Below are 13228 nucleotides of genomic sequence, written 5' to 3' on the forward strand. Positions count from 1 at the left end.
CCTGATCCTGGGCCGCGCCATCACCGGGCTGCAGGCCTTCGCATGAGATGGTGCGCCGGGGGCTTCACGCCCCCGGGGCCCCGCGGGATACTCCGCCCGCCCGGAAAGGGCCGGGCCGGCCCCCTGCCGAATCCGCTTGAAAAAACCTCGGTCTGGTCGCATATCGCAGCGGCCCGCAGCTGCGCGGGACGCTTTCAGGAGAGATCATGGCCAAGGAAGAGATGCTCGAATTCCCCGGCGTCGTGACGGAACTCCTGCCCAACGCGACATTCCGGGTCGAGCTCGAAAACGGCCATGAGATCATCGCGCATATGGCAGGCAAGATGCGGAAGAACCGCATCCGCGTTCTGGCCGGCGACAAGGTGCAGGTCGAGATGAACACCTACGACCTGTCCAAGGGGCGGATCAATTACCGCTTCAAGTGACGTCATCCGCGGCACGGACCGGCCGCGGCTCGTGCTGGCCTCGGCCAGCCCGCGGCGCCTGGACCTGCTCGCCCAGATCGGCATCGTTCCCGACGCCGTGACCCCCGCCGACATCGACGAGACGCCCCTGAAGGGCGAGCCGCCGCGCGACTATGCGCGGCGCATGTCGTCGCAAAAGGCGCTCGCGGTGCCGTGCGCGGCCGGCGAGGCTGTGCTGGCGGCCGACACGATCGTGACGGCGGGGCGGCGCATCCTGGGCAAACCCGCCGACGCGGACGAGGCGGCCGTGTTCCTGCGGCTTTTGTCCGGGCGGCGGCACAAGGTAATGACATCGGTCACGCTGGTCCACGCGGGCCGGAGCCGCCACCGGCTGGTCGAGACCACGGTCCGGTTCCGGCCTTTGACCCCGGCTGAGATCGCGGACTACGTCGCCGGCGGCGACTGGCGCGGGAAGGCGGGCGGCTACGGCATCCAGGGACCGGCCGCGGCCTTCGCGCCGTGGATCCAGGGATCGTTCACCGCCGTCGTGGGCCTGCCGCTTGCGGAAACCGCGGCGCTCCTGGCCGCGGTCGGGATCAGGGGGCGCGCATGAAGGGCACGCAGGTCGTCCTGGGGCATCTGTGGGGGCGCGAGGCCGCCGCGCTGATGGTCGACGGACGGATCGAGGATCTGGCGCTCGACGCATCCGCGCTGACGCCTTTGCCGCCGGGCGCGGTCTGCCGCGCGGTCGTGGACCGGCTGGTCAAGGGACAGGGCGGCGTGTTCCTGCGCCTGCCCGAGGGCCAGCGCGGCTTCCTGCGCGAGGCGAAGGGCCTGGCCGAAGGGCAGTCGCTGATCGTGCAGGTGACCGGCGTGGCCGAGGACGGCAAGGCCGTTCCCGTCACCCAGCGCGTCCTGTTCCGCGGCCGCAGCGCGATCGCCACGCCGGGCGCGCCGGGCGTCAACGTCTCGCGCCGCATCCGCGACGACGCCGAACGCGAACGCCTGGTGGCGCTGGGCGAGGCCGCGCTGGCAGGGGCGGGATCGCCCGACCGGATGGGCTTCGTCATCCGCACCGCCGCGGCGCTGGCCGACGACGACGAGATCGCGGCGGAGCTGGCCGACCTCGCGCAGCTCTCCGTGCAGGTCACGGCCGACGCGCAGGGCGGCCCGGAACTGCTGCTGGACGCCGAGCCGCCGTGGCGCGCGGCCTGGATCGACTGGGCCGACCCGCCCCCGGACGCGATCGACGACGGCGAGGGCGCGTTCGACGCCCATGGCGTCACCGACGCGGTCGAGACGCTCCTGTCGCCCGACGTGGCCCTGCCCGGCGGCGGCCGCGCCGTGATCGAGCCGACCCGCGCGCTGGTCGCCGTGGACGTGAACACCGGCGCCGACACGTCCCCCGCCGCCGCGCTGAAGGCGAACATCGCCCTTGCCCGCGACCTGCCGCGGCAGTTGCGGCTGCGCGGCCTCGGCGGGCAGGTGGTGATCGATTTCGCCCCGATCCCCAAGCGCGACCGCGGCACGCTGGACCAGGCGCTGCGCGCGGCGTTCCGCGCCGAGGGGACGGAGACGACGCTGATCGGGTGGACCGCGCTGGGGCTTTACGAACTGAGCCGCAAGCGCGACCGGGTGCCGCTACAGGCCCTGGCGGCGGCGGCAGGGGAGGGGCGCTGATGGCCTGTCCCATCTGCGGCAAGGACGCCGACCCGAAATACCGCCCCTTCTGTTCGCGCCGCTGCGCCGACGTGGACCTGGCCAAGTGGCTGCGCGGCGACTACGCCATCCCCGGCGAGCCTGTCCCGCCCTCGACGCGCGACGAATGACGCCCGCCCGAGGTGCGCGCGGCCAGACGGTTCGCCGACGATTCGGGCTGGACAGCGCTTCCGCCGTTGTCTAGTTACGCCCCACCTCGCGCGGCATCGCCGCCGCATCGCGACCGGGGCCCGGATAGCTCAGTTGGTAGAGCAGCGGATTGAAAATCCGCGTGTCGCTGGTTCGAATCCGGCTCCGGGCACCATTTTCCGCCGCTTCGTCGACATGAAGATATTCTGTCGCGACATCGAGGTGGGCCACTCCTTCCCGCTGGCGCTTATCCGACCTGCAGGCCTACATCGCTGCCGCGACCTCAGCCTCTCGGTGGGTCTGCGCGCGGCTGCTGCGGCAGCACGGGCGAAGGAACCTCTTGTCGGTGAGTCCACGAAGAGGCGCCAGGCCGAGGCCGGACAGGTGCCGAGACTGCCCGCGATCCGCGCGGGCAGCCTCGATGTTGGGTCAATGCCGGGCGATCGCCGTCTTGGCGCCGCGGTGCGACATCAGGGCATACGTCACGGATGCGACGACGAATGTCGCCGGGGCGGACCAGCTTGCCCAAGCGCCGCCGGCGAAATGCAGCGCGAGACCTGCCGCAGCACCCAGGAACCACGCCCCGGTGCCGGCGGCGCGGATAGCGGGAGTTTCGGACAGCCGGGCGCGGGTGCGGTCGTGGTCGGTCTCCGAAGCGCTTTCGGACAGGATGTGGACAAGAGCAATCGCCACCCAGGCGACCACGAAGATCCCCTGCCACGCCAGCGCCTGCAGGATGTAGGCGAAGACGTCCGCCATCATCAGCACATAGGCGATGACGCCGACCACGCAGGCCCAGACGACCTTCGGCGCCCTGACGCCGAGGGCAGTCTGGGCGAAGCTCTCCATGTTCACTGCGGCAAGGTAGTAGTTGGCTGTGTTGATCCGCGTCTGCGATATCCACACGAACAGCAGGCCGGCCAGCCCCATCACCTTGATCAGGGCGAAGACCACCGAGAGCTCGCTGACCTCGCCTTCTGTCGGCAGGCTCGCCGCCAGAAAGATGCCGGCCAGGCCGTTGATGAAGAACGTCACCAGGAAGAAGGGTGCGCCGAAGTTGATCCTGGCGTGATAATCCACGTCTTCGATCCTGCCGAAGCGGGCATAGTCATAGGTGTACATCATCAGGACCCACACGCCCATGTAGGCAACGAAGCAGCCCCAGACGCCGCCGGCGCTGGCGGCGCCATTCGCCGGGCCAAGCCGCAGCCAGGCGTCTGAATAGCCGTATGCCGCGATGGTCAGGCCGATCGCCGCCGCCAGACCGACCGCGTAGAACGGAAGGAGGATGGCGTTGAACTTGTCGAGAAAGTTCTGGATCGACCCGAAGATCAGCGCGACCGAATACACCACGACGATCAGCGCGGCGACCGGATAGCCGATCCCCGTGTAGTCCTTCAGCGCCACGGCGATGACCGATCCTTCGAACACCGCGTAATAGATCGCCGTCGCGAAAAAGATCAGCGTCGCGATGGCGGCCCCGGTCTGTCCCAGAAGGATGCGCGAGAACAGCGAGACCGACAGGCCGGTGCGGATCGAATGCCGCACCAGCACGGCGTTGACCGCCGCGTAGGACACGACCGCCAGCGCCATGCCGATGATCGCGTTCCACGATCCGTAGGCCAGTGCCAGCGAAGCCGCGACGAAGAGGTAGAACATCGCCGAACAGACCGACCACCATGCCATGGTGAGCGGCAGTCGGGCGATGCGGCGGTCGGACGGGACAGGGCGGCTGGCGAATGCCAGGTCCTCTCCCGCGTCGGTCTTGACGTCCATGGTTCCAGCCATGATTGGGTCTCCTCCCTGAGATTTATGGCTACGGACTGCGTTGCGGGGCGCGGATCGGCTGCCTTCCTGCCCCGCGTGTCGCAAGGCAGCCGGTGGATCGGCCGTCACCCGTCGCGCTGGACCGGCGTCCCTTTCGGCACAGAGGGGCCGACGCGGGTCATGGCAACTCCTTGTGGGGCAAGGGATGCAGGCCGCCCCGGCGGATCGCCGCGGCGGCCCGAAGGGTCAGGCCGCTGATGCGCTGTCGTCGGTGGTGATCAGGTAGGCGCCGTTCGGGTCGAGGCGGGCGGTCCAGCCCGGCTCGATGACGATGGTGGTCGTCACCTCCTGGATGACCGCGGGGCCGCTGATGTTGTCGCCCGCGCCCAGCAGCGCGCCGTCATAGACGGGCGTCGCCTGCGCGCGGCCGTCCGGGCTGAAGATCATCTGCCTTGTGTCGATCCGCGCCGTGGCGGCGCCCCGTCCCGGGGGAAGGGTCATGCGGCCCGGCTTGTCGACGGCGCCGGTGATGGCGCTTTCGACGTTCACGACCTCGACCGCGCTGTGAGGCTCGGAATAGGTGTAGAGTTCCTCATGGCGGGCGTGGAACGCGGCCTTCAGCCGTTCCAGCGCCTCCTCCGTCACCTCGAAGGCATCGATGCCGACGGTGCATTCATGGACCTGCCCCACGTAGCGCATGTCGAGGCTGCGGCGGATCGAGATCTGGTCATCGGTGAAGCCGTCGTCCCTCAGGTCGCTCCGCCCGCGGGATTCCAGCCCGTCGAACAGCGCGTCCAGCCGTGCGGCCGAGTCGGCTCCTTCCAGACGCGCCGCGACCGGGGCCATGTAGTTGTACTTCACGTCCGACAGGATCTGGCCGAACGCGCACAGCCCGGAGGCGAGTTTCGAGATCAGGATCTGCCGCGTCCCCATCTCGCGGGCCAGCGCCGTGATATGGGCGGCCGTGGCGCCGCCCGCGCAGTTCAGGACGAAGTCGCGCGGGTCGTAGCCGCGTTCGACGGACACGCGGCGAATGGCGTTCACCATGTTGTTGTTCACGATGGTGAACATGCCGTAGGCGGCCTTTTCCACGCTGATCCCCAGCGGGTCGGCCAGGTGCGTCCTGATCGCCTCCCGCGCCTTTGCGGCATCCAGGGGCAGCCGCCCGCCGACCAGCCCCTCGGGGTTCAGGTAGCCCAGCACCAGATTGGCGTCGGTGGTGGTCGGCTTTTCGCCGCCGCGGCCGTAGCAGGCCGGACCCGGCTCGGACCCGGCCGATTGCGGGCCCATCTGCATCAGCCCCATGCTGTCGATCCAGCCGATCGAGCCGCCGCCCGCGCCAAGGGTTTCCACCTGGATCATCGGGATCCCGATCCGGTAGCGCAGGAAGTCGATGTCCTTGGACACGTTCGCCCGCCCGTCGCGGGTCAGCGTGATGTCGAAGGACGTGCCGCCCATGTCCACGGTGATGATGTCCCGCATCCCCCACGGCTCGCCCAGCCACAGCGCGGCCTGCGGCGCCGATGCGGGGCCCGAGTTGATCGCGTACACCGACTGGTCCGACACGACCCGCCCCAGCGCCAGGCCGCCATTCGACTGGAAGTACCGCACCGGATGGCGCGCGCCGAGTTCGCGGAAATACGCGTCCACCTTTTCCACGTAACGCTGCAGGATCGGCGCGAGATAGGCATTCACGACCGCGGTCGAGGTGCGGGTGTATTCGCGCACCTGCGGGTAGAGCTGGCTGCCCACGGTCAGCCGCACATCCGGCATCATCTCGCGCACGATCTCGGCCGCGCGCAGCTCGTGCTCGGGCCGCAGCACCGACCAGACGAAGCTGATCGCGACCGAACTCACCCCCTCGCGCAGGAAGTGGCTGCAGGCGTCGCGGACATCGTCCTCGTTCAGCGGCGTGTGGACCGTGCCGTTCGACAGCACCCGCTCGCTGACGCCGCGGCGCAGGTAGCGCGGCACCAGCATCGTCGCCGGCGGATAGTCGGGATCGTAGCGGTAGCCGTCCTCCTTGTGGCCCAGCCGGATCTCGATGCTGTCCTCATGGCCCCTGGTGGCGATCAGGCCGGTCTTCGCACCGTTGTGGGTGATCAGCGCGTTCAGGCCGACCGTCGTGCCGTTGATGCAGAGATCGGCGTTCGAGATGATCTCGGTCGGGCTGAGCCCGGTTTCCTCCTCGATCACGGCAAGGCCGTTGCGGATGGCCTGCGTGGGATCGTTCGGGGTGGAAAGCGCCTTGAAGATCCGGACGTCGCCCTTGCGGTCTGCGAGGATGAAGTCCGTGAAGGTGCCGCCGGCGTCGATGCCGAGCCGATACTGGTTGTGCATGGGGTGTTCCTTTGCGGGGTGCCGGACCCGATCCGCCAAGGCGCCGGGGCCGGAGAAAGCGGGATGCCGGGCGCGTCAGGCGTCGCGCAGCCTTGCGGTCGCGTCGTGATCGACGGTCAGCGTCTCGCGGTCGGTGATGACGACGCCGTAATCCAGCCGCGCCCCTTCAAGGCTGACGAGGCCGTTTCGGACGTCCTCGACGACCTTCTCGACGGCGCGCTCGAACGGGTTGCCGTACCCCCCGCCGCCGGGATTGTGGTTGGCCGCGCGCTGGCCGGGCTGGATCGTCTCGATCACGTTCTCGGTGATGACCTGGGTCTCGCCGTCGCGCGTCACCTCGAGCCGGCCGACCTTGGGCCTGACCATCGCCGACCGCGCGCCCGCCGCGCCCATGGCCGGGATGCGCCGCCCGTCGCCGAAGGTCACCAGCGTCATCGGCCCGTCCATCGGCTCGACCTCCCAGCAGGTGCCCGAACCGCCGCGGAACTTGCCCGCCCCGCCCGAATCCTCCATCAGCGAATAGCGGTGGATGATGATCGGATAGCTGTGTTCCAGCATCTCGATGTCACCCGAGGTCAGCGCGCCGAAGCAGCATTCCGGCCCGACCGCGTGCCACCCGTCCTGGCTGGACGTGGCGCCCGCCCCCGAGATGATCGAGGCCAGCACCATGGTCACGTATTCCTCGTCGTGGCGCTTGTCCCAGCCGGCGATGTTGCAGCCGTTCGCATGGCCCCAGCTGGCCGAGACCTTCTGCGGCGCCGCCTGTTCGAAGGCCAGCCGGACGGCGTCGGTCAGCGTCTCCATCGGGGTGGTCGTGCAGTTCATGTGCGGCGCGGGGGACCTGGCGTTGCAGAGCGTTCCCATGGGGCCCATGTCGGTCGTCACGCAGCGGTAGAGCCCTTCGTTGTAGGGCGGCGGAAGCTGGGCGAACATCATCAGGCCCAGATACACCCCGGAATGGCTGTTCCCTTCGTAGCTGTTGATGAAGTAGGGGATCTGCGGGGGCGAGCTGACCTCGATATGGCAGTTGTCGCCGGTGATCGTGACCGTGGCGGTGATGTCGAAGTCGCCGAAGCCGTGGCCCGCATCCTCGAGCACGGCGGTCCCGGAATAGGTGCCGTCCGGCACCTCGGCGATCAGCTTGCGCATGTGCGCCTCGGCCATGTCCAGAAGCGCGTCGATGCAGTCCAGCACCGTCTGCTTGCCGTATTTCTTCATGAGGTTGGTCAGGTTGCGCGCCCCGACCTGGCAGGCCCCGATCAGGGCGTTGAAGTCGCCCTCCTGGTCGCGGCGCGCGCGCATGTTCATCAGGATCATGTTCAGGACGTCGTGGCGCGGCTTGCCCCGGTCCCAGATCTTCAGGGGCGGGATGCGCAGGCCCTCGGCATAGATCTCGGTCGCATTGGGGTTATAGCCCGCGGGGACCGGGCCGCCGATGTCGGTCAGATGGCCCTTGCAGACCGTCCAGAAGACCAGCTCGCCTTCGTGGAAGACCGGCATGTACATGCAGGTGTCGATCAGGTGGCTGCCGCCATAGGACGGGTCGTTGTGCAGGATCAGGTCGCCGTCGTGGATCTCGCCCTCGAAGTAGCGTGCGACAGACTTCATCGCCGGGATCAGGCTGCCCAGGTGGATGGGGATGTCCTGCCCTTGCAGGATCATCTCGGGCGTGTGGTTGAACAGCGCCGTCGAATAATCATGCGCGAGGTTGAAGACCGAGCTGCGGGCCGTCTGCTCGAGCGTCAGCGTCATCTCGCGCTGCGTGGTTTCCAGAACGCCGCGGACCACGGACAGCGTGATCGGATCGACCTTGTGTTTCGTCATGTCTTCCTCCCGGTGAATGGCCGGCACCCGTCAGGTGAGGCACCGTCTGCGGCGCGGTCGTCCCTGACGCCCTCGGCGGCGCCTGCCCGTCACCTTTTGGTAAAGCGGCGCCGGTGCCCCGGTATTGCGCCACGCTGCCGGGTTTCTTGTCGCAGAGCGCAGCCGCGCGCCCGGTTTTTCAGGCTGCGCCGGATCTCTTGTCGCTGGGCGCACAAGCTGTCCCGCGGCCAAGAAAGGGTTTCACTCCCGTCTTCGGGCTTCCTATCCTGATCGCCGGAGACGTGCTGGAGGGGAGGACAGCATGGACGTGCAGCGTGATGGCATTGGTGCCGTGCCGGCCTCGGACCGGGCCAACAGATGGGCGTCGATCATCGCCAGCGCCTACTTTCCGCTGGATATCCGGTTTCGCTCGCCGGAAGGCTTCCAGGGGGTGATGGAGCGGCGCCAGATCGGGCCGGTCCTCCTGACGCATCTCGATTCCGAGGCCTGTGAATACGAACGCACGCACGATCACACCCGCGGCCTGCAGACGGGAGAGTTCCTGATCGCCATGCCGTTCGCCTCGGCCGTGCGGTTCCGGCAGCTTGGCCGCGACATCCTGTGCAATCCGGGCAGCTTCTTCCTGGAAAACGGCGACGAGCCCTACCGCTTCACCTATGACCGGCCCAACAGCCTGTGCGCCATGAAGGTCAGCTATCAGGCGCTGAACGACCGCATCCGTCAGCCGGACCGGCTGTGCGCGCTGAACGTCGACGGGTCCGAGGGCGTGGGCGCCCTCCTGATCGAGACGATCAGGCGCGCCCATACGATGCAGCTCGACGATGCCGCCGCCGAGGTGATCGGGCGGCACATCATCGAGATGCTGGCCCTCGCGCTCGACCGCCATGCCGAGATCTCGCTCAGCGCCAGCAGTCTGGTGCGCGCGGCGCATCTTCGGCGTGCAGAGTCGCTGATCCGCCAGCGGCTGGGGGACAGTACCCTCGACCCGCAGGCGGTCGCGCGGGGCTGCGGCATCTCCCTGCGCTACCTGCATTCGATCTTCGCCGACACCGGCCGCACCGTGTCCCAGTGCATACGCGAAGAACGCCTGCGCGCCGCGCGGGACATGCTGGAGATGCCGGGCATGATGAAGATGGCGGATGTCGCCTATCGCTTCGGGTTTGCCGATCAGGCGATCTTCTCACGCCAGTTCCGTGCACGGTATGGTGTCTCGCCGTCCGAGTTCCGCGCTGCAAACCGGTCCGGACCGACGGACCGCCCGATCGCGAGCTGACCGCGGCGCGGCCGAGGTGCCGGGGTGATCCTCCGCCGGTGCGGGCCGGACGGCAGTCCACCTGCTGCTTCCCCAAGGCTTGCAGAACAGGTCGATTCGAGCATCCGATCAAGCCTTCGGCGGCTTGCTGCGCCTCGACGATCCGCCCGTTTTGGTCACGCCATGCACGATCCCTTGTTGCGGAGTGCGCTGCGTCACAACGCGTTTGCCGGGTGTCCAGGGCGATCCTAACGTACCGCCGACTGACCACGAGGAGCGCCCGATGACCGTGACCGACCAACTCTCATCCCGCAAGGCTGCCGCCGTCGCGCGCGGGGTGGCGACCCGCGGCATCTACGCCGTCCGCGCCGAAAACGCGGAGCTGTGGGACGCCGAAGGCCGCCGCTATATCGATTTCGCCGCGGGCATCGCTGTCAACAACACCGGCCATCGTCACCCGCGCGTCATGGCCTCCGTTGCCAGCCAGGCGGAAGCGTTCACCCATACCTGTTTCCACGTCGCACCCTACGAAAGCTACGTTGCGCTGGCCGAACGACTGAACGCGCTGACACCCGGCGATTTCCCGAAGAAGACGATGCTCGTGACGACCGGCGCGGAAGCAGTCGAGAATGCGATCAAGATGGCCCGGGCCTTCACCGGGCGGTCGGGCGTGGTCTCCTTCTCGGGGGCGTTTCACGGCCGCACGCTGCTCGGCATGGCCCTGACGGGGAAGGTGGCGCCCTACAAGAAGGGCTTCGGCGCCATGCCGCCCGAGATTGCCCACGCTCCGTTCCCCAACGACTTCCACGGCGTGAGCGAGGCTGCGGCGCTCGAGCATCTGGAACGGCTCTTCGCCTCGTCCGTGGACCCCGAACGGGTGGCCGCGATCATCATCGAGCCGGTGCAGGGCGAGGGCGGTTTCGTGATCGCTCCGGCCGGGTTCTTGCGGGCCCTGCGTGACATCTGCGACCGTTACGGCATCGTCCTGATCGCCGACGAGGTGCAGGCCGGGATGGCGCGAACGGGCCGGATGTTCGGCTTCGACCATTCGGGCGTGGTCCCGGACCTCGTGACCATGGCCAAGGGGCTTGCCGGGGGCTTTCCGCTGTCGGCCGTGACCGGCCGGGCCGAGATCGTCGACGCACCGGACCCCGGCGGCGTCGGCGGGACCTATGCCGGAAACCCCCTGGCCGTGGCGGCGGCGCACGCGGTGCTGGACGTGATCGCGGATGAACGGCTGTGCGATCGCGCCGTCGAGATCGGTGAGACGATCCGTGCCCGCCTGAACCACATCGCCGACCAGCAGGGAATGGAGTGCGTAGGCGACGTACGCGGCCTGGGCGCGATGAACGCCTTCGAGCTTGTCACGGACCGCAGCGGCAACGCACCCGACGCCCCGCTGACGTCTGCAATCGTGGCCGAGGCCGAAAGGCGGGGGCTGATCCTGCTGTCCTGCGGTACCCGCTACAACGTCATCCGTCTTCTGCCGCCGCTCACCATCCCGATGGACCAGCTTGCGGAGGCGCTCGACATCCTCGAGGCTTCGATCGAGGCCGCGCTGATGGCCCGGGCCGCCTGAGGCGCAGGCACCGGGGAAAGCGCCTCAGAGCGGGCGCCTTTCCTCGCCTGCCTGCGATGTCAGCCAGGCGGAAAACAGCTCGACCTTCTCCGGGGACAGCTTCGCCGGCCGGATCAGCGCGTAGGGCGACGGGCCGTCGAGATGAAGCTCGCTCACCCTCGCCAGCGCGCCGCGGGCGAGGTCGGACTGCACGAAGATATCCGGCAACACCGCCACGCCGAGACCGGCTCTGGCGGCCGCGACCACCATCTCGAACTGCTCGAAGCGCGGGCCCCTGATGCCGGCGGTATCGAGACCGGCCGCGCTGAGCCAGTCAGCCCACAAGTGCGGGCGCGTCGCCTGCTGGATCAGCGGAATTCCGGCGAGATCCGGGGGAACCGCCATGCCCGGGGCGGCGACGGCGATCAGCCGCTCCGGCAGGATCGGAACGACGGTCGTGCCCGGCCGGGCCAGCTCCGCGCGCTGGATCGCCGCATCGTAGGGGCTGTCGTCGAAGTCCACCGGCGCCAGCGACGAGGACAGGTCCAGCGAAATCTCCGGGTGGCGTGAGGCGAAGCCGGCCAGCCGGGGGATCAGCCACATCGCCGCGAAGGTCGGCAGGACCGCCAGCCGCAGCACCTGCCGGCTACCCCCGAACGCCATGACCATCCGCGACGAGCGGTCCAGCCGGTCGAGGATGTCCTCGGCATCGCGGAGCATGGCGCGACCTGCATCCGACAGCAGAAGCCGCTGGCGGACCCGATGGAACAGGCTGACCCCCATCCGGTCTTCGAGCGAGCGGATGGACCGGCTGATCGCACCCTGCGTCAGGTTCATGGCCTCTCCCGCACGCGACGCCGATCCAAGGCGCGCGCACAGGACGAACGCCCGCAATTCCTGGAGGCTGGGGGTATGGGCGGCCCGGTGCATCATGACTCCCGCTCATCAATTCATCAGATCGTATCGTTTTGTGACGCGCCTCCGCAATGATAGCCGTCCCTGAAACAAGGGAGCGATAGTCGCATGCCAGATCTCAAGCCCAAGGACGCGCCCGACCTGAACCGGTTCGACTGGGAAGACCCGTTCCGCCTGAACGACCAGCTGACCGAGGAAGAGCGGATGCTGCGCGACGCGGCCCGCGCCTACGCGCAGGAGCGGCTTCAGCCGCGCGTGATCGACGCCTACCGCGAGGAACGCACCGACCCCGAGATCTTCCGCGAGATGGGCGGCATGGGCCTCCTGGGCGTGACCGTCCCCGAGGAATACGGCGGCCTCGGCGCGTCCTACGTGGCCTACGGCCTTGTCGCGCGCGAGGTGGAGCGGGTGGATTCGGGCTATCGCTCGATGATGTCGGTGCAGTCGAGCCTCGTGATGTACCCGATCTACGCCTACGGGTCGGAAGAGCAGCGCATGAAGTACCTGCCGAAGCTCGCGACCGGCGAGTTCATCGGCTGCTTCGGCCTGACCGAGCCCGACGCGGGCTCCGATCCCGGCGGCATGAAGACGACGGCGCGGAAGACCGCGGGCGGCTACGTGCTGAACGGCACGAAGATGTGGATCTCGAACAGCCCCATCGCCGACGTGTTCGTCGTCTGGGCCAGGTCCGACGCGCATGGCGGCAGGATCCGCGGCTTCGTGCTGGACAAGGGCATGAAGGGCCTGTCCGCGCCCAAGATCCAGGGCAAGCTGAGCCTGCGCGCCTCGGTCACGGGCGAGATCGTGATGCAGGACGTCGAGGTGGGCGAGGACGCGCTGCTGCCCGGCGTCGAGGGGCTGAAGGGTCCGTTCGGCTGCCTCAACCGCGCCCGCTACGGGATCAGCTGGGGCGTGATGGGCGCGGCCGAGTTCTGCATGCACGCCGCGCGCCAGTATGGCCTCGACCGCAAGCAGTTCAACCGGCCGCTGGCCAACACGCAGCTGTTCCAGCTGAAGCTCGCCAACATGCTGACCGAGATCGGGCTTGGCCTGCAGGCCTCGCTGCGCGTGGGCCGGCTGCTGGACGAGGCGCAGGCCGCACCCGAGATGATCTCGGTGGTGAAGCGCAACAACTGCGGCAAGGCGCTGGAAATCGCCCGCATGGCCCGCGACATGCACGGCGGCAACGGCATCTCCGAGGAGTTCCAGGTCATGCGCCACGCCGCGAACCTGGAGACGGTCAACACCTACGAGGGGACGCACGACGTCCACGCCCTGATCCTGGGCCGCGCCATCACCGGGCTGCAGGCCTTCGCATGA

General features: G+C 68.5%; 11 protein-coding genes and 1 tRNA gene. 8 read left to right on the top strand and 4 right to left on the bottom strand.

Annotation, left to right across the window (positions count from 1 at the left end):
• Positions 1-206 precede the first annotated feature (206 nt).
• From infA to ELI80_RS12310, 5 genes are all read left to right on the top strand, one after another.
• Positions 207-425, top strand: coding sequence for a translation initiation factor IF-1 (infA, locus tag ELI80_RS12290; protein ID WP_131674129.1), 219 nt, complete (start codon positions 207-209; stop codon positions 423-425).
• A 31-nt stretch (positions 426-456) separates the two neighbouring features.
• Positions 457-1017, top strand: coding sequence for a Maf family protein (locus ELI80_RS12295; RefSeq protein ID WP_236641478.1), 561 nt, complete (start codon positions 457-459; stop codon positions 1015-1017).
• On the top strand, positions 1014-2084 hold the full coding sequence (locus ELI80_RS12300; protein WP_136652222.1) for a ribonuclease E/G: 1071 nt from the start codon (positions 1014-1016) through the stop codon (positions 2082-2084). The genes ELI80_RS12295 and ELI80_RS12300 overlap by 4 nt, the downstream gene beginning before the upstream one ends.
• Positions 2084-2233 carry a DNA gyrase inhibitor YacG gene (locus tag ELI80_RS12305; protein ID WP_136652223.1) on the top strand — a complete coding sequence of 50 codons (150 nt, stop codon included), beginning with the start codon at positions 2084-2086 and terminating at the stop codon, positions 2231-2233. Before ELI80_RS12300 ends, ELI80_RS12305 begins: the two co-directional genes overlap by 1 nt.
• 118 nt (positions 2234-2351) lie before the next feature.
• Positions 2352-2427 (top strand) — tRNA-Phe (locus ELI80_RS12310).
• Positions 2428-2681: 254 nt separating this feature from the next.
• On the opposite strand, the gene ELI80_RS12315 is transcribed toward ELI80_RS12310, so the two are convergent.
• The 3 genes from ELI80_RS12315 to capB form a co-directional block, all read right to left on the bottom strand.
• Positions 2682-4040 (bottom strand): purine-cytosine permease family protein, encoded by a 1359-nt coding sequence (locus tag ELI80_RS12315; protein ID WP_136652224.1) that lies wholly within the window; start codon positions 4038-4040, stop codon positions 2682-2684.
• Between the two features lie 225 nt (positions 4041-4265).
• Entirely contained in the window at positions 4266-6359 is a 2094-nt protein-coding gene (gene capA / locus ELI80_RS12320) for a caprolactamase subunit alpha (protein WP_136652225.1), read from the bottom strand.
• 75 nt (positions 6360-6434) lie between these two features.
• Positions 6435-8183, bottom strand: a complete 1749-nt coding sequence (gene capB, locus ELI80_RS12325; RefSeq protein WP_136652226.1) for a caprolactamase subunit beta — start codon at positions 8181-8183, stop codon at positions 6435-6437.
• A gap of 301 nt (positions 8184-8484) precedes the next feature.
• On the opposite strand from capB, the gene ELI80_RS12330 reads away from it, so the two are divergent.
• Positions 8485-9456, top strand: a complete 972-nt coding sequence (locus tag ELI80_RS12330) for an AraC-like ligand-binding domain-containing protein (RefSeq protein WP_136652227.1) — start codon at positions 8485-8487, stop codon at positions 9454-9456.
• 262 nt (positions 9457-9718) lie between these two features.
• Positions 9719-11014 carry a 4-aminobutyrate--2-oxoglutarate transaminase gene (gene gabT / locus ELI80_RS12335; RefSeq protein ID WP_136652228.1) on the top strand — a complete coding sequence of 432 codons (1296 nt, stop codon included), beginning with the start codon at positions 9719-9721 and terminating at the stop codon, positions 11012-11014.
• A 24-nt stretch (positions 11015-11038) separates the two neighbouring features.
• Here gabT and ELI80_RS12340 read toward each other — a convergent pair whose 3' ends face one another.
• Entirely contained in the window at positions 11039-11926 is an 888-nt protein-coding gene (locus ELI80_RS12340) for a LysR substrate-binding domain-containing protein (RefSeq protein ID WP_236641479.1), read from the bottom strand.
• Between the two features lie 90 nt (positions 11927-12016).
• Here ELI80_RS12340 and ELI80_RS12345 point away from each other — a divergent pair, with 90 nt between their 5' ends.
• Positions 12017-13228 carry an acyl-CoA dehydrogenase gene (locus tag ELI80_RS12345; RefSeq protein WP_136652229.1) on the top strand — a complete coding sequence of 404 codons (1212 nt, stop codon included), beginning with the start codon at positions 12017-12019 and terminating at the stop codon, positions 13226-13228.

The sequence above is a fragment of the Paracoccus aeridis genome (genome assembly GCF_004923205.2).
Classification (GTDB): domain Bacteria; phylum Pseudomonadota; class Alphaproteobacteria; order Rhodobacterales; family Rhodobacteraceae; genus Paracoccus; species Paracoccus aeridis.

Excerpts from the sequence above, each read along its gene's own strand:
- ELI80_RS12300 (WP_136652222.1), top strand. The coding sequence starts at position 1,014 with ATGAAGGGCACGCAGGTCGTCCTGGGGCATCTGTGGGGGCGCGAGGCC.
- ELI80_RS12315 (WP_136652224.1), bottom strand. The coding sequence starts at position 4,040 with ATGGCTGGAACCATGGACGTCAAGACCGACGCGGGAGAGGACCTGGCA.
- capB (WP_136652226.1), bottom strand. The coding sequence starts at position 8,183 with ATGACGAAACACAAGGTCGATCCGATCACGCTGTCCGTGGTCCGCGGC.
- ELI80_RS12345 (WP_136652229.1), top strand. The coding sequence starts at position 12,017 with ATGCCAGATCTCAAGCCCAAGGACGCGCCCGACCTGAACCGGTTCGAC.
- ELI80_RS12340 (WP_236641479.1), bottom strand. The coding sequence starts at position 11,926 with ATGATGCACCGGGCCGCCCATACCCCCAGCCTCCAGGAATTGCGGGCG.
- infA (WP_131674129.1), top strand. The coding sequence starts at position 207 with ATGGCCAAGGAAGAGATGCTCGAATTCCCCGGCGTCGTGACGGAACTC.
- ELI80_RS12330 (WP_136652227.1), top strand. The coding sequence starts at position 8,485 with ATGGACGTGCAGCGTGATGGCATTGGTGCCGTGCCGGCCTCGGACCGG.
- capA (WP_136652225.1), bottom strand. The coding sequence starts at position 6,359 with ATGCACAACCAGTATCGGCTCGGCATCGACGCCGGCGGCACCTTCACG.
- ELI80_RS12305 (WP_136652223.1), top strand. The coding sequence starts at position 2,084 with ATGGCCTGTCCCATCTGCGGCAAGGACGCCGACCCGAAATACCGCCCC.
- gabT (WP_136652228.1), top strand. The coding sequence starts at position 9,719 with ATGACCGTGACCGACCAACTCTCATCCCGCAAGGCTGCCGCCGTCGCG.